13 protein-coding genes are annotated in these 15,066 nt (G+C 66.2%); 6 read left to right on the top strand and 7 right to left on the bottom strand.

The window, feature by feature from the left end; all coding sequences use genetic code 11:
• Window positions 1-147: 147 nt before the first annotated feature.
• From V5B60_RS12690 to V5B60_RS12670, 5 genes are read right to left on the bottom strand one after another with little or no spacing between them, the layout of a single operon-like run.
• Window positions 148-1,623, bottom strand: coding sequence for a hypothetical protein (locus tag V5B60_RS12690; protein WP_332347367.1), 1,476 nt, complete (start codon window positions 1,621-1,623; stop codon window positions 148-150).
• 10 nt (window positions 1,624-1,633) lie between these two features.
• Entirely contained in the window at window positions 1,634-3,154 is a 1,521-nt protein-coding gene (locus V5B60_RS12685) for a cytochrome c (RefSeq protein WP_332347365.1), read from the bottom strand.
• A gap of 31 nt (window positions 3,155-3,185) precedes the next feature.
• Window positions 3,186-5,351 (bottom strand): hypothetical protein, encoded by a 2,166-nt coding sequence (locus V5B60_RS12680; protein WP_332347363.1) that lies wholly within the window; start codon window positions 5,349-5,351, stop codon window positions 3,186-3,188.
• 38 nt (window positions 5,352-5,389) lie between these two features.
• Window positions 5,390-6,280: a hypothetical protein gene (locus V5B60_RS12675; protein WP_332347362.1), complete on the bottom strand. Its 891-nt coding sequence runs from the start codon at window positions 6,278-6,280 to the stop codon at window positions 5,390-5,392.
• 19 nt (window positions 6,281-6,299) lie between these two features.
• Window positions 6,300-8,912 carry a cytochrome c gene (locus V5B60_RS12670; RefSeq protein WP_332347361.1) on the bottom strand — a complete coding sequence of 871 codons (2,613 nt, stop codon included), beginning with the start codon at window positions 8,910-8,912 and terminating at the stop codon, window positions 6,300-6,302.
• Between the two features lie 303 nt (window positions 8,913-9,215).
• On the opposite strand from V5B60_RS12670, the gene rplM reads away from it, so the two are divergent.
• The 4 genes from rplM to erpA all read left to right on the top strand — a co-directional run bounded on the left by rplM (window position 9,216) and on the right by erpA (window position 11,939).
• Window positions 9,216-9,644, top strand: a complete 429-nt coding sequence (rplM, locus tag V5B60_RS12665; RefSeq protein ID WP_332347359.1) for a 50S ribosomal protein L13 — start codon at window positions 9,216-9,218, stop codon at window positions 9,642-9,644.
• 9 nt (window positions 9,645-9,653) lie between these two features.
• The gene (gene rpsI / locus V5B60_RS12660) at window positions 9,654-10,046 is read left to right on the top strand and encodes a 30S ribosomal protein S9 (RefSeq protein ID WP_332350552.1); all 393 of its coding nucleotides are present in this window, start codon (window positions 9,654-9,656) and stop codon (window positions 10,044-10,046) included.
• A gap of 94 nt (window positions 10,047-10,140) precedes the next feature.
• Entirely contained in the window at window positions 10,141-11,169 is a 1,029-nt protein-coding gene (argC, locus tag V5B60_RS12655) for an N-acetyl-gamma-glutamyl-phosphate reductase (protein WP_332347358.1), read from the top strand.
• Window positions 11,170-11,588: 419 nt separating this feature from the next.
• Entirely contained in the window at window positions 11,589-11,939 is a 351-nt protein-coding gene (erpA, locus tag V5B60_RS12650; RefSeq protein ID WP_034941160.1) for an iron-sulfur cluster insertion protein ErpA, read from the top strand.
• A gap of 111 nt (window positions 11,940-12,050) precedes the next feature.
• Here the strand turns inward: erpA and V5B60_RS12645 are convergent, their stop codons facing one another.
• Window positions 12,051-12,983, bottom strand: a complete 933-nt coding sequence (locus tag V5B60_RS12645; protein WP_332347356.1) for a COX15/CtaA family protein — start codon at window positions 12,981-12,983, stop codon at window positions 12,051-12,053.
• Window positions 12,980-14,026 carry a COX15/CtaA family protein gene (locus tag V5B60_RS12640; protein WP_332347354.1) on the bottom strand — a complete coding sequence of 349 codons (1,047 nt, stop codon included), beginning with the start codon at window positions 14,024-14,026 and terminating at the stop codon, window positions 12,980-12,982. Before V5B60_RS12640 ends, V5B60_RS12645 begins: the two co-directional genes overlap by 4 nt.
• Window positions 14,027-14,333: 307 nt before the next feature.
• Between V5B60_RS12640 and V5B60_RS12635 the strand changes: the two genes are divergently transcribed.
• Together V5B60_RS12635 and V5B60_RS12630 are read left to right on the top strand one after the other, a co-directional pair.
• Window positions 14,334-14,483, top strand: a complete 150-nt coding sequence (locus V5B60_RS12635; RefSeq protein ID WP_287464147.1) for a hypothetical protein — start codon at window positions 14,334-14,336, stop codon at window positions 14,481-14,483.
• 30 nt (window positions 14,484-14,513) lie between these two features.
• Entirely contained in the window at window positions 14,514-15,062 is a 549-nt protein-coding gene (locus V5B60_RS12630; RefSeq protein WP_034941147.1) for a cytochrome c oxidase subunit II, read from the top strand.
• Window positions 15,063-15,066 lie beyond the last annotated feature (4 nt).

Genomic DNA, 15,066 nt, shown 5'->3' with positions numbered 1-15,066 from the left:
CGGGACCACTGCCGGCCACGCGCTGGAGCACGCAACGGACCGGCAAGGATCGCACCCGGCCAGCGCGAACGGACGCCGCTTGCGCTCCGTCCCGGGCCATCGACAGGCAGCTTTTCCGCCTGCTCCCGACGCTCCCGGCGACCCGGCTCACAGGGTCTTCAGGTACTCCAGCAGCGCCTCCTTCTCGCTGGCCGACAGCTGCGTGCCGAACTCGTGCCCCTGGTTGCCGCTGCCGCGGCTCTGCGTGTCGAGCCTCGTACCGGCCCGTTGCGCCGCCTCGCCATCGCTGACGAAGCCGACCTTCTTCTGGTCATAGACGTCGTAGCCACGCCAGAAGACTCGCGGTCGCCTGGCTGCCGGCTCGAGCAGGTCGCGCAGCGTCGGTACCGAGCCATTGTGCAGGTACGGCGCCTTCAGCCAGATGCCGTCGAGGAACGCGGCGACATAGCCTTCGGGGTCGGCCTCGACCAGGCCACGACGGTCGAGGCCCATCTCCTTGACGACCTGGTTGGCCTTGATCGCCGCCGCCATGTTCCACGAATCGATGCGGCCGCGGTCGGTGCCGACCTCGGCCAGCGGCAGCGGCCGGCCGGTCAGTTCGCTGTCGTGGCAACGGGCACAGTGGGCGACGAACAGCGGCTTGCCCGCGGTCGCCTTCGCACGGTCGATCGGGAAAGGGTATTTCGGCGGCGGCAGTTGCCCCAGGTAGCCGTGCAGCCATTTCACCTGCGCGACGAATTCTTCCCGGTTCGCCGGTGCGGCGCCGAGCAGGCCGAGCGCCGAGTCCATGATCACCGACCAGGCGTCGTGGCTGTCGCCGGCGTAGTTCATGCGATGGCCCTCGTCCCAGCGGTATTTGGCGAGGTTCCAGACTGAGGGCATGTCGGTCGGACCGAAGGTGTCGTCCATCGGCGCGCGGATCATGAAGTACTTCGTCAGGTTCATCGCGTCGTCACGGCCGCGACCCCACTCCGGGAAGTCCGGGCGGTAGATCCAGGCGAACTGCGCCTCGCGTTCGAGCAGGCGCTTCTTGGTGATCGGGATGATGAAGAAGCGGTAGAGCAGCCTGTCGATGACATCCAGATCAGTGACGCGATTGATCTCGGCCATCAGGATGTCGGCGTTGAACCGCGGATCCTTGGCGCAGTCGATCAGATAGCGAAAGAATGCCTCGACGTTGGTGGTGTGCGCCGGGCCGGCGACGATGAAGCTCGGGTTGGCATCCGCCGTGGCGCGGATGCTGGTCGTGTGGCAGACCGCGCAGTTGTTGGCGACGCGGGGAAAGCCGATGATCTTCTTCGTGAAACCGATCGGCAGTTCCTGCCCCAGTTCCCAAGGCACACCGAGCGCGGCGTAGCCGCCGGGAACGATCCGGCCGTCCTGACGCAGCTTCTCCGGGAAGATGCGCGGCAGAACGTAGAAGATCCAGTACGGCACGCCGGCATCGTGCTCGGCGCCGATCGATCCGTACTTGAAGCGCGTCTCCGGCGTGGCACTGACCCAGTCGGGTTGCGGCTGCTCGCGGAAGCCGCGATCGTAGCCGATCAGGGCAGCGAGAATGCCGAGGACGCCGACGAGGATGACGATTGCCCTGACCCAGGGCTTGCGGGTGCCGATGCTCATCGTGGCTTCCTCAGAAGGTTTTCAGGAACTCGACCAGCGCCGCCTTGTCCGCGGCCGGCAGTTCGGTGCCGTAGGCCCGCCCTTCGTGGCCGCTGTTGGCGTTGCCCGGCAGTCGGGTGTCGAAGCGGAACAGCGGCCGCCCGTCGACCTGCGACTGGTCGGAGACGAAGCCAACCCGTACCGGATCGTAGACGTCGTTGCCGCGGTGGAAGACCGGCGGACGCTGCGCCGCCGGCTCGAGCAGGTCGCGGAGGCTCGGGACCGATCCGTTGTGCAGGTACGGCGCCCGCAGCCACAGTCCGTCGAGCGGCATGTTGGCGTAGCCGTGCGTTTTCTGGAAATGCGTGAAGCGCCACGGATAACCGGCGTAGAGCGTCGCCTGGTTGACGGCGAGGGTATAGGTGTAGGAATCGAGGCGTCGACGGTCGGTGCCGATCTCGGCCAGCGGCACGACCCGGCCGACGTACTCGCCGCTGAAGTCGCTGCCAGAAGCCCCGTGGCAAGCAGCGCAGTACTGCTTGTAGAGCGGTGCGCCGCGCGCCGCGAGTTGCCGGTCGATGGCGAAGAATCGGTCGAAGGCGGGCGGTCTGGCGTCCAGGAGCCAGTCCTCGACGCGACGGATGCGCGCCAGGTCGATCGTCGGCGGCGTCGTGCCGGTGCCGAAGGCCGCGCTCTTGTTGCGCTCCTCGACGGTGGTGTTGTTGCCGTCCCAGTGCAGTTGCATCTCGCGCGGCTCCTTGCGCTGCCGCTGCTGCCAGATCGACGGGAAGTCGGCCGGCGCATCGAACTCGCGCGGGTCGAGGTGCGCCATCGGGAAGTTGAAGATGACCTTGGCCGAGTTGAAGGTATCGACGCGCCCCGGCCCCCACTCGTGCTGCCTGAAGACCCAGTCGAAACGGCCGGCGAGCGCGAGCACCCGGTCGCGCATGATGGCGATCGCCAGCGGGTAAACGAGCATGCGGTCGAGCAGGTCGAGTTGGCCACCTTGGCGCTCGATCTCGGGCAGGATGTACTCCTTGGAAAACTTCGGATCGGCCGCGCAGCGGAAGAAGAATTCCTCGAAAGCCTTCATGTTGAACGTCGCCGCCGGCATGCCGAGAATGATCTGCGCCGGCTGGTCGGCGGCAACGCGCACGGTGCTCGTGTGGCAGACGGCGCAGTTGACGAAGACGCGGTCGATTCCCTGGTAGCGGCGGCGCGAAGTGCCGACCGGGACGTCGCGCTCGCTGCCGTCGGCATTCTTCTCGAAGACCATGCCGAGCGACTGGTAGCCGCGGCCCGGCAGGTACTGCGGACACACCTCGGGCAGCGCGCGCCAGATCCAGTAGGGAAAGCCCATCTCGTGCTCGCCGCCGGTCGAGCCGTACTTGAAATGCTCGACGGCGCTTTCGTGGTCCACCGGCACGTCCTCGCCGAAGCGGCGCAGCAGCCACAGGGCGACGAACGCCGGGATGATCACGGTGACGAGTAAGAGGATGATGAAGCGCCTCTTCCAGGGGTTGTCCACCGGCGGGGTCTGGCTGTCGTTCATCTTTCTCTCTCCGCAGCGTCGAGCGTGTCGTTCAATGTGCCGGCAGGCACGGCCGCAAGGCTTCGTAGCCGCCGGCTAGCAGGCCTTCGAGCCGCGGCTCCTGCCCGTTCTCGGCGCGCAGCCAGTCGCCCACCTGCGCCAGCAGCGCCTTGCGCGCCGGACTGTTGCGCCAGCCGTCGATGTCGCTGCCAAAGACCGGCAACAGGCTCTCCGGCGGCATCGGCGTTTTCTGCCGCCGCGCCGGTGGCTCGTCGGCCATCGCCAGGCGCACGTAAAGGCGCGGTGCGCAGTGACGCAACCTGGCCGTCACTTCCTCGGCATTGCCTTGCAGGAAATTGGGCGGGAAGGTCTCGGCGCTCTGGTGGCAGGCGGCGCAATACGGCTGGAAACCGCGGCTGGCCGCGTCGCTGCCGGCCGCTTCCGGGGCGACGGCGGCCACCTCGAGGCGCGCCGGTGGCAGCAGGGCTGCCGCCTGGCAGCAAGCGGCCGGCAGCGGTGCGCCGAGTTCGGCAAACAGGGCCTGCAACAGCGGCTGCCGCGGGAAAGGCGCCGCGCCGAAGAGCGCGGCAGCCGCCGGGCCGGTGAGCAGGCGGTCGATCGCCCGCTGTGCGACGGCGAAATCGTGGCGCAGGCGGATGCCCATCTCACCGCTGTCGCGGTCTGCAGCAAGCGTCAGGTCGAGGCCGACGATGGCATCGCCGGCGGCGGTGCGCGGCAACCCGTTGCCGCCTGCGTTGGTGCCTGCACGGCGCGGGCGCAGGGTCGCCCGCGTCGTCGTCGGCTTGCCGCTGGTGACCAGCTCGATGCCGGTCAGCGCCGTACCGCCGGGCAGCGTGAGGCGCGTCAGCAAGCCAGCCCGAGGCCGCCCGCCGCGCAATTCCACCTGGCCTTCGACGACGCCGTTTCCCGGGCCGGTGCAACGGAACGCGCGCAGACTGCCGGCAGCATCTTCCTCGAAGCGGCACGCCAGCCTGATCTCGCTGCCGGCGACCGGCGCGGCGCCAGCGAGGATCGCCGCCAACCGCTGCCGGTCGGCTTCGGAGATGAACTCAGCCAGACCGGCGGTGACGCGTCGCAGCGCATCGGGTGCTTCCGGTTGCCAGATGTCGACGGCTGCCCGCGGCAGCAGCGGGTCGAAGGCAACCGCGACATGCGACAGGCCGGCACGCCGCGCCGGGTTGGCCGGCAGCTCGGCGACGCCGGCCAGCGGGTCGCGATTCGGCAGGTCGGCGTTGCCGATCGCGAGGCCCTGCGGCCAGCGGCGACGCGCTTCGCGAATGAGCGGTGCGGCGACCGCGTCGGCAAAGGTCGCGTCGCCCGGCCAGAGCTGGCCGCCCGATAGCGCGTAGCGCAGGCTGGCGGCGAACAATCCCGCGCGACAGCGCTGCGCTGCCGGCTCGGCGTCGCCGCAGCCCTGGCGCCAGAGCAGCTGCGTCAGCGCGAAACCGTTGGCGCGGTCGCTGGCGTTGTCAATGGTGTAGGGCAGATCGACGCCGCGCTTGGCGGTGATGCCGTGGAAGCTGCCGCCACTGGCCAGCAACTCGCTGGCGAGGCGTGGATTGGCGTTGGTTTCATCCCACAGCGCCCGGGCAAAGATCGGCGCGCCGTTCTGATGACAGGCGAAGCACAACATCCTGTTGGCGTAGAAGACGCGCGGCCTGCCGCCCGTGCGGTAGTCCTTGACGAGCTGGAACTCGAAGCGCCCCTCCTCCTCGTTGTAGCTGATCACCTCGAGCACAGCCGAGCGTTCCTGATAGCCGATGTACAAGCGGTCCTTGAGCAGGAGCGCAGCAGCATTCGCCGGTGGGCGGTCGACGGCGGCGACGACACGGGGGAACGCGAAGTAGTCGGGAGCAGCCGCCGTGCGCTGCAGCGAGCGACCGAGCGGAATGAGGACGCTCTTCACCGCCGGCAGTGAGCCGTCGGCTGCCGGCTGCAGCTGCGCCTCGATGCGCGCCAGCAGGGCAGAGAACGGCACCGGCAGCTCGATCTCCGCTGGGCCGCCGCGGCTGACGGCAAACAGGCGGTCGAAGAGCGAACGTCCATGGCGCGGCAGGTTGTCGCCCGGACGGGTCGGGTCGACCACCCAGGCCGGCACCCCACGCTCAGCCGCGCTGCTGCCGGATGCCGTCGTCAACGCGCAGGCCAGCCCGAGCACCACTGCCGGCAAGATACGCCGCGAATACCGCGGGCTCATCGGGCACCTTCACTTTCGCCTGCCGATGCCGGCCGCGATCAGGAAGCGGCGGCAGCAGGCTTCCGCACCTGCGTCCCCGGCCAGCACTCCTGCTGCACCTTGCCGGTGCGGACGAACTCGTCGCGCAGCCGGTCATCGGTGACCTTGTCGTAGAGGGTGAAGTTGAGCGCAAAGCCACGGTCGAGGTAGGCCCGCCCGAGGTAGAAACCGGGACGGATCATGCGGATCTCGTCGCGCACGCGCAGGCCGCGACGGCCGGCGAGATAGTCGGGTTTCTCCTGGTAACCGGCGATCTCGTCGCTGAAGAAGTAGTCGATGATGATCGACTCGCGACGGGCGTCGAGCAGGCTCTGACCACAGTAGAGCTTGGCGGGGAAGAGTAGCCAGGTTTCCTTGCCACCGTAGCTCATCCTTGCCGGTTCGCCCTCGACCAGGCCGGCCTTCTTCAGCAGCGAGAGATCCTCGATGCGGTTGCGCAGCACCCGTTCATCGCGATAGAAGACCTTGCCGCGCCACAGCGTCTCGCCGACATCTTCGACGACCAGCCCCTTCAGGTGCAGTACGCTGCCGGCAAAGCCACCGACGATCTCCGACAGGCGGAACTTGCCGCTCTCGCCACGCGGCAGCAGGATGCGACCATCGAAGGCACCATCGGGAATCGGTCCGGCCGGCAGGCGGGCGTAGATCTGGTCGAGCTGTTCCTGGTCGAGCGTCGCCAGATACTCCGGGGTCACCCGGGCCAGCTCTGCCGGCGCGATCGGGAACTTGTGGTCGACCTGCGCCAGATCCATTTTGGAATGGTGGCTCTGGTCGTAGGAGGCAAAAGCGATCTTCGGCGGCTCCGGTTTGCCGCAGGCGGCGAGCGCCAGGACGGTACAGGCGATGGCGAGGCGACCGAGGCTGGTAACGGCGGTGTGGTGGGTGTTCATCTGCGGACCCTCCCGTTGGCTAGAGCGTGGCGAGGAAGGCGGTGAGCGCCATCTTGTCGGCCGGCGAGAGATCCTCGCCGAAGCGATGCCCTTCGTTCTCGATTTCCTGCGTGCAGGTCTGGTAGTTGGCGCTGATGAAATCACGCTGCTCGCGCAGGATGTCGACGAAGCGCGCCGGGTTCTTGACGATGTCGTCCGCCATCGCCTGCAGCGTGGGCACGAGCTGCTTCTTGCCGGCGGCCTCGAGCCTGGCCGGATCACGCTTGGCGAGGAAGAGATCGCCGACCAGTTGCTTGTGCGTCAGCCCGTTGAGGAAGCCGGCGCTGGTGCCGGCAGGGATCTTCACCTGCCCGAAACCGAGCAGGGGTTTCTCGCTCTTGCCGTCGAGCGGCCGCACGCCGACGTCGATGAGCAGGTCGGCGTTGGTCAGCGTCCGCTTGCGGCCACGCTCCTGTGGATTCAGGAGTTCGTGCATCGAGCGCCGGTAGAGCGCGAAGCGCCCCTCGACGCTCGGGTCATAGCGCAGGCAGTCCGGCTGCTCGGGCAGCAGTTTGCCGTCCGCGTCGACGTAGCGCGCGCGATGGAAGTCGTTCGCCTTGTTCGCCGGCTTGCCGCAGATCTCGGGACCGATCGCGTTGTTGTGCATGAACGGCGCGCTCGCCCAGACATTCACGAGCGAGATGTTGCGATAGAAGCCGCGGCCGCCATCCTTCAGCTCGTCGCGCTCGGGGATGTCGGCAACCAGGGGCTGCCGGCGCAGCGTCTCGGAGCCATACTCCATGTACAGGTGGCCCGCCTTGTGATTCGAGTGCAGCGCCCGGCAGCGGAAAGTGCCGACCTCGGTCACCGCAACCGGCCGATCGTTGCCGAGAAAGTCGGCACGGACCTTGCGTGGATGCGCTTCGTTGGCCGCGGCGAAGTCGCGGTTGCGGAACGGGCCAGCGACGCTTTCGGGGATGCTCGAGTGGCAACGGGCGCAGTTGTCGGCAAAGACGAGCTGGCCACGACTGATCGCACCCTTGCCGAACTCCTTCTCGAGCTCGGCGATGAAATCGGTGCGCGAGTAGACGGCAGCGGGGTTGGCCGCCTTGCGCGCGCGTGCTCGCGCCACCTCGAGATCGGTCTGGTCGGACTCGGCCGAAGCGAAGAAATCGAGCAGGTTTTGCAGGCGATCCTCGATCGCCCTGAATTCGGGGCAGTCGCGCCGGCACTGGCCGATGTTGAACGGCGTCTGGGCGAAACCGCGCTGCGCCGGGTCGACCTGGCGCATGTCGGAGAAGTGGTTGACCCAGCACTGCTCGGAACACGAGCCAATGTTGAAGTAGACACGCTGGATCGCTTCCAGGGCGCCGATCGAGTCCTCGCCGCCCTTCAGGATGTGGTGTACGCCCGGCAGCACGACTCTCTGGCCGCCGAGATTGACCGGCGTCGTGTCGTCTTCACGCGTGCTCTTCAGCCAGCACTTGCCCTCGCGACCCGGCTCGCACCAGCACTTGTCCTCGTCCTTCTCGGCGCCGCAGGAGGCGGCCTTGCGCCACTTGCTGATCACCTCGCCGGGAAATACCGGCCGCTGGGCGACATTGACGAGCGCATTGATCGTCCCCGGGTTGTTGACCTGGTCGTGCGAGATCGCCGAGGTATCGGTCACCCCCGGGCGGGCATGCGCGAACATCTGGTATTCGAGGCTGCTGATCGGCATCCCCGAGCCGAGCAGTTCCGACATGCGCGTGTACTGGTTGCCGACCAGCCCCTTGATGTTCTCCCATTTCGGCTTCGCCGGATCGGCGGGCGGGTTGAGCGGATCGAAGGCGATGTGGCACGAGCCACACGAGGTGCCGATCAGGAACGGTGGTTCGATCGACGCGTCGGCCAGCTTGCTAACCCGCTGGTCCGATTCGATGCCGGTCTTCGCCGCCAGCGGCCGCGAATAGCCGCTCCAGTCGGCGAGGCTGCCGTTGAGCTGCTGCCAGCGCGCGGCGTCGAAGCGCGGATTGGGGAACTTGCGAATTCCCAGGGCGCCGGTCGAGGTACCGAACTTCAGATCGCAGGCCGAATGCCGCTGGTCGAGCTTGCCACCCTGGCTGTGCGGATCTTCGGCGTCGAGCGCCGCGTCCTTGAGGCCGCAGGCCGGGTCGACGTAGCCACTCTTGCCGACGTACCTGAGCAGCACGTCATCCCCCGGGCACCAGTCGAAGCCGTAGGTCTCGTCGAGCGACTTCGCCGGGCAGTCGGCTTCGCCCGGCCGGCAGCAGGCGGGGTCGTTGATGATTCCCCACGCCCAGAAACGATCGTCGCGCTGGTCGGCACGGAGGACGCGGAACCAGTCGACAAGGACGCCGATCCGCTGCTGGAAGGTGTAGGTGTGGAAGCGGTCGTTGCCCGCCGTCGCCTTGAACCAGATCAGCCGTCCGACGCACTCAGACTCGTTGAGCCCCTCGCGGGCGCAGGCCTCGCGGTAGGGTGCATCCTGATCGACTGCCGCGGTCTCGGGAGGGGTCGGCGTCGACCCTGCAACTGCCGGGGCCGGTGAAACCTGCGCATTCGCGCTGCCCAGGTTTCGCTGTTGCGACAGGCCAATGCCCCCGCCGACGATGACGATGGCCGCAACGGCAGCCAGCAAAGCAGCTTTCATGCTATCCCCTCCTGCATTGCATGATGTTCGAAAAGCGCGTGATTTGACGTTGTTTTCTTGCGCGACGAAGACCACGTGATACTTCTTGTCCCTGTTCGTGCATGCGTCACTAGCTGTGGTTCCATAGAGTTGTCGAATGCTCGCCGGAGCGATCGGCAAACTGCATGAGCCGGATGCCTGGGTGATCGGCACTCATGCGGCAGTGCCCGACCCCGAAAGCCCTGAACGAGCAATTGACATGGCTCCGGCACTTGCAATAAGATGCCGGGCTTTCCGTTATCAGGCAAAAGGACGGCGTTTTTGATGAAGACTTTCTCCGCCAAGCCGCATGAAGTCACGCGCGAATGGCTCTTGGTTGACGCCACCGACAAGGTGCTCGGTCGCCTGGCCACCGAGATCGCGCGCCGCCTGCGCGGCAAGCACAAGCCCGAATTCACTCCGCACGTCGACACCGGCGACTACATCGTCGTCACCAACGTCGAGAAGTTGCGCGTCACCGGCAACAAGGCGGAAGACAAGATGTACTACCGGCACTCGGGCTACCCGGGAGGCCTTTACGAAAGCAACTTCAGGAAGATGCAGCAACGCTTCCCGGAGCGAATCCTGCAGCAGGCCGTGAAGGGCATGCTGCCGAAGGGTCCGCTCGGTTATGCAATGCTCAAGAAGTTGAAGTGCTACGCAGGCGCAACACACCCGCACGCTGCTCAGCAGCCAAAGGTCGTCGAACTCTAAGGGCTCATGATGGCAGACAACTATTTTTATGGCACCGGGCGGCGGAAGAGCGCGGTCGCGCGCGTCTTCATGAAGCGCGGGAGCGGCAAGTTCGTGGTCAACGGCAAGCCGGTGGACGATTTCTTCTCGCGTGTCACCGGGCGCATGATCGTCCGCCAGCCGCTGCACCTGATCGCGCAGGCCAACGATTTCGACATTCTGGTCAATGTCTCGGGAGGCGGCGAATCGGGTCAGGCGGGAGCCGTGCGGCACGGCATCACGCGCGCGCTGATCGCCTACGACGTCGCGCTGAAGCCCGCGCTTTCGAAGGCGGGCTTCGTCGCTCGCGACGCGCGTGAAGTCGAGCGCAAGAAGGTCGGCTTCCACAAGGCGCGTCGCCGCAAGCAGTTCTCGAAGCGCTGAGCCCTGTCGGCAATGCAACGAAAGCCGCCCGCGGGCGGCTTTCGTGTGTTGAGACCTGCCAAAGCGACCATCTACAGCGATCACGGAGGCGAGAATGATCAGAGTCGGTATCGTCGGCGGAACCGGTTACACCGGCGTCGAGCTCCTGCGCCTGCTGGCGCGACACCCGGAAGTCCAGATCACCAGCATCACCTCGCGCGGTGACGCCGGTACCGATGTCGCGCAGATGTTTCCCAACCTCCGCGGGCGATTGCGGCTTCGCTTCGAGGACCCGGCGAGGGCCAACCTCCAGAGTTGCGACATCGTCTTCTTCGCAACCCCGAACGGTGTGGCGATGGAGCAGGCACCGGCGCTGCTCGATGCCGGCGTGCGGATCATCGACCTCGCGGCTGACTATCGCATCCGTGACGTCGCCGACTGGAGCCGCTGGTACGGGATGCAACATGCGAGCCCGGACTGGGTCGACAAGGCCGTCTACGGACTGCCGGAAATGAACCGCGCGGCCATCCGCAATGCACGCCTGGTGGCCAACCCCGGCTGCTATCCGACCGCCGTCCAGCTCGGCTTCATGCCGCTCCTCGAACGCGGGCTGGTCGACCCCGACCACCTCGTCGCGGACGCCAAGTCCGGAGTTTCCGGCGCTGGCCGCAAGGCCGAGGTGGCAACCCTTTTCGCCGAAGCGTCGGACAATTTCAAGGCCTACGCCGTACCCGGACACCGGCACCTGCCAGAGATCCGACAGGGCCTGTCGGCAATGGCGGGCAGGCCCGTCGGACTGACCTTCGTCCCGCACCTGACGCCGATGATCCGCGGCATCCATGCCACGCTCTACGCCCGCATCCGGGCCGAAGCCGACTTCCAGGCGGTGTTCGCCGAGCGCTACCGCGACGAGCCTTTCGTCGATGTCCTGCCAGCGGGATCACACCCCGACACCCGCTCGGTGCGAGCCGCCAACACCTGCCGGCTCGCCGTGCACCGCCCGCAGGATGGTGAAGTCCTCGTCGTCCTTGCCGTCATCGACAACCTCGTCAAGGGTGCCGCGGGACAGGCGATACAGAACCTGAACGTCATGTTCGGCCTACCGGAGACCGTCGGCCTGCAGCAGATCGCCGTGCTCCCCTGACCGCCTTCGCGGTTGGCTGTGGCCGCACCCTCGTGTGCCGACCTGCCGGCACCGACGATGGCATTCTGTCGCGGCCAAACGCGACGCAACAATGGTGCTATGATTCGGCGCCAGCGCGCCGACGGCATGCCGCGCGACCGGTGGCGCAGCAGCACGTGCAGAGCAGCGGCCAGTGGCAATCGCGTCCGTTCGATGGACTCGGCCGGGACCGGTCGGGTCGCCGGTCTCGCTTCATGCCGCTGGAACCGGATGCCTGGCAACCGGTGGCAGCCGCATCAGGTGACTATCGGTACCAGCCATCAGCCCGGCGCCGCTGGCAACGCTGCGCGGGCGACATGCGGTGGCGCGCTGAACTCGCCAGGGCCACTGCGGTCCACTGGCAGGTAGACAATCAGTGAACGTATTTCGGAGAAAGATTGATGAATGTAGCGACAGAAATGCCCATGCCTTTCGTGTTTACCGACAGCGCAGCCGGCAAGGTCAAGGAACTGATCGAGGAAGAGGGCAACCCGGATCTCAAGTTGCGCGTCTTCGTCACCGGCGGCGGCTGCTCCGGCTTCCAGTACGGCTTCACCTTCGACGAGGTGGCGAACGACGACGACACCGCACTGCAGAAGAACGGCGTCACCCTGCTGGTCGACCCGATGAGCTACCAGTACCTGGTCGGCGCCGAGATCGACTACACCGAGGGGCTCGAGGGCTCGCAGTTCGTGATCAAGAACCCGAACGCTTCCTCCACCTGCGGCTGCGGCTCGTCGTTCTCCGTCTAGAATGGAATGGCCGGGCGGCGGGCTGGCGAACAGCCTCTTCGCCGCCCGGACAGGGTGGAGATTTTCCCAATACGGCGGCGATGGCCGGGCGCGGTGGCGGCGGCGCCTTTGTCAGCCCCGCTGCAGCAGCGTGGCGAGTGTCGCCAGCAGTGCCGCGGCACACGCCCCGTGCGCGACCGCCAGCCAAAGGCTGAAGCCGGAAAGCACCGTGAGGATGCCGATCACGACGGTCGTCACGAGCAGGAACAGGAGCAGCCCTGCCGCCAGCCGCCGCTCGGGGTTGGCCAGCGCCCGCAGTCCCGCCGCACCCAGCAGCAAGAGGGTCGCCACGGCCGCATACCGGTGCAGCAGGTGCAGGTTGACACCCGCCGGATCAGCGGGCTGGGGCGCCGCCTGCAGCACGGCAAGCGTCGGCAGCGCCGGCCAGCCAGCCGCCACGGGCCACCACCTGCCTTGACAATCAGGGAAGGTGGTACACGCTGACGCCATGTAAGTGGCGCCGATCAGAGCCCCGAGGATGACCGTCAGCGTCAGGCAGGCTGCCCCCAGACGCAGTAGAACGGTGGGCGCCGCGTGCGGCTGCAACGTCATCGCCGGCGGCTCGCTGGCCAGGGCCACCCGCCAGGAGAAGCTGACCAGGCCAAGACCGCCGAGAAGGTTCAGCAGGTTCACCAGCGTCAACCGCGGATCCGAACTCCAGATCCCGAGTGCCGACAGTGCCAGCATCAGCAAGAGCAGCAGGGTTGCCGGAAAGGCCACCGGGCGCAGAGCCGGTCGCCGCCAGCACTGCCAGGCAAGAGCACAGGCGAGCAGCAGCGACAGTGAAGCAACCGCGCGGTGCAGCAGCCGTGCGATTCCGTAGTCGCTTGCCGCCGGCGGCAGGGCCAGCAACCGTGCGTAACAGGCGGGCCAGTCGGCGCAACCAAGACCGGCACCTTCCAGCCGCAGGTAGGCACTGACGAGAACGACCAGCAGGGACAACGCGGTCAACAGGCGCGCAAGCGAACGGATTCGCCGCAGACGAAGGCCCTGACTGAGGTTCACCGGGCGGCAGCGTACTGCGGCACGCGCAATTCGTGGTTGAGCCAGAGCAGCAGGGCGAGGACGACCATCGCCCCGCCCTGATGCGCCGCCCCCAGCGCCACCGGCACCATCAGCAACAGTGTGGCAATGCCGAGGATGATCTGCGCGAACACCGCCAGCAGCAACAGCGTCACGGCGAGACGGGCGGTGTTCGACACCTCCGCCAGGCGAATCTTCCACCAGAACCACGGGACGAGAAACGCCAGCAGCCACGCCCCCAGGCGATGGTCGAACTGCACCAGTGCCATGTTGTTGAAGAAGTTGAGATACCAGGGGTCGATGATGAAGCTCTCCGGTGGCAACACGTGCCCGTTCATCAGCGGGAAGGTGTTGTACGCCCTGCCGGCGCGAATGCCGGCGACGAAACCACCGCTGACCACCATGTAACCGACGAGGAGCGTCAGCCAGAAGCCGACCCGCTGCAGACTCCGCACGACCGCATCGTGCGTCGTCCCACGACGCGGGGAAAGGAGATCCAGCGCGACCCAGAACATGGCGATGAAGATCAGGAAGGCGAGCGACAGGTGGGCGGTCAGTCGGTAGTGGCTGACCCGCGGATCGTCGACCAGGCCGCTCTTCACCATGTACCAGCCCATCGCGCCCTGCAATCCGCCCAACACGAAGATGCCGAGCAGCCTCGGCACCAGCGCCGGCTCGAGCTTGCCGCGCAGCCAGAAGTAGAGGAAAGGCACGAAGAAGACGACGCCCACCAGTCGTCCCAGCACCCGGTGCACATACTCCCAGAAGAAGATGCCCTTGAACTCGTCGAGCGTCATCCGATGGTTCACCTGCCGGTATTCCGGCGTCTGCTTGTACTTCTCGAAAGTCGCCTCCCACTCCATCTGGTCGAGAGGCGGAACGACACCGATGATCGGTTGCCACTCGACGATCGACAGGCCGGAATGAGTCAGCCGGGTGACGCCACCGACCACCAGAATGGCAAAGACCGTGGCGCTGCAGACCAGCAGCCAGATCGCGACGTGTCGACGAGCGACTGTATTCATGACAGGGGGAGCAAGCGGCGGAATGGGGAAGAAGGCGCGAATTATATGCCCATCGGGAGGCCTCGTGCGCAGCCACCCGCAGGCCTCCCAGGGTGCGACCATCGGCCGCGGTCGCGAGGGCAAGATGCCGATGTTTGCTGGCCTGCAGCGCCGTTGCAAGCCGCCGCGGTTCTTGACATGCATCAAATCAATCGACCGCCGCCTACGGGTATTCTTCCGCCAATTGTGCCCGGCAGGGCCAAGATTTTCGACGTTATCTGCAATCTGGCCGCGCCGCGAGCGCAAATCAGCGATGGAGGGTAAGACTATGGCCGACAACAATGATGGCGACATTCCGTTCATGCAGAGGCTGCTGGACAACCATTTCCTGCTTCTCTTCCTCGGTGTGGCGTCACCGGGACTGCTCTACATCCTGTGGGGCATCATCGACATCATGAACACGCCGCTCGCCAGATAAGTCATCCAGCCACATCAGGGAGAATCCAATATGAGTGCAATTCTGCCGCCGTCCGAGCGGCTCTGGTGGAAACAGCCCATCGACAAGGTCGAGTGGGCGTGGATCGCGATCGCCTTCGTGTGGGGCATGGTGATGTTCGCGATGATGATTTACTGGCACATTTACGGCAAGCAGAACCTGTCCAATGAAGCCTACAAGACCACTCCCGAGATGTTCGCGGCCAAGGCCGAGAAGTTCATCGCCGAAAATACCATCCGCACCGAAAAAGGCCTGAACGGGGAGGACATCCCGGTCGCCAAGGTTCCCGCCGGTGGCGCGGGTTACCTGATCGCCAGGCTGTGGGCGTGGTATCCGATTCTCGAGCTCGAGAAGGGTCAGACCTACAAGATCCACCTCTCGTCGCTCGACTACAACCATGGCTTCTCGCTGCAACCGGTCAACATCAACATCCAGGTGATCCCCGGCTACGAGCACGTCGTCAAGATGACCCCGACCAAGGAAGGCACCTACGCCATCGTCTGCAACGAATACTGCGGCATCGGCCATCACTCGATGCTCGGTCGCATCTACGTCAAATAAGGGG

The sequence above is a fragment of the Accumulibacter sp. genome (assembly GCF_036625195.1).
Taxonomy (GTDB): domain Bacteria; phylum Pseudomonadota; class Gammaproteobacteria; order Burkholderiales; family Rhodocyclaceae; genus Accumulibacter.
This window is presented reverse-complemented; position numbering and strand designations above follow the sequence as displayed.

Excerpts from the sequence above, each read along its gene's own strand:
- rpsI (WP_332350552.1), top strand. The coding sequence starts at position 9,654 with ATGGCAGACAACTATTTTTATGGCACCGGGCGGCGGAAGAGCGCGGTC.
- V5B60_RS12685 (WP_332347365.1), bottom strand. The coding sequence starts at position 3,154 with ATGAACGACAGCCAGACCCCGCCGGTGGACAACCCCTGGAAGAGGCGC.
- V5B60_RS12675 (WP_332347362.1), bottom strand. The coding sequence starts at position 6,280 with ATGAACACCCACCACACCGCCGTTACCAGCCTCGGTCGCCTCGCCATC.
- V5B60_RS12690 (WP_332347367.1), bottom strand. The coding sequence starts at position 1,623 with ATGAGCATCGGCACCCGCAAGCCCTGGGTCAGGGCAATCGTCATCCTC.
- V5B60_RS12635 (WP_287464147.1), top strand. The coding sequence starts at position 14,334 with ATGGCCGACAACAATGATGGCGACATTCCGTTCATGCAGAGGCTGCTG.
- argC (WP_332347358.1), top strand. The coding sequence starts at position 10,141 with ATGATCAGAGTCGGTATCGTCGGCGGAACCGGTTACACCGGCGTCGAG.
- V5B60_RS12680 (WP_332347363.1), bottom strand. The coding sequence starts at position 5,351 with ATGAGCCCGCGGTATTCGCGGCGTATCTTGCCGGCAGTGGTGCTCGGG.
- erpA (WP_034941160.1), top strand. The coding sequence starts at position 11,589 with ATGAATGTAGCGACAGAAATGCCCATGCCTTTCGTGTTTACCGACAGC.
- V5B60_RS12640 (WP_332347354.1), bottom strand. The coding sequence starts at position 14,026 with ATGAATACAGTCGCTCGTCGACACGTCGCGATCTGGCTGCTGGTCTGC.
- V5B60_RS12630 (WP_034941147.1), top strand. The coding sequence starts at position 14,514 with ATGAGTGCAATTCTGCCGCCGTCCGAGCGGCTCTGGTGGAAACAGCCC.
- rplM (WP_332347359.1), top strand. The coding sequence starts at position 9,216 with ATGAAGACTTTCTCCGCCAAGCCGCATGAAGTCACGCGCGAATGGCTC.
- V5B60_RS12670 (WP_332347361.1), bottom strand. The coding sequence starts at position 8,912 with ATGAAAGCTGCTTTGCTGGCTGCCGTTGCGGCCATCGTCATCGTCGGC.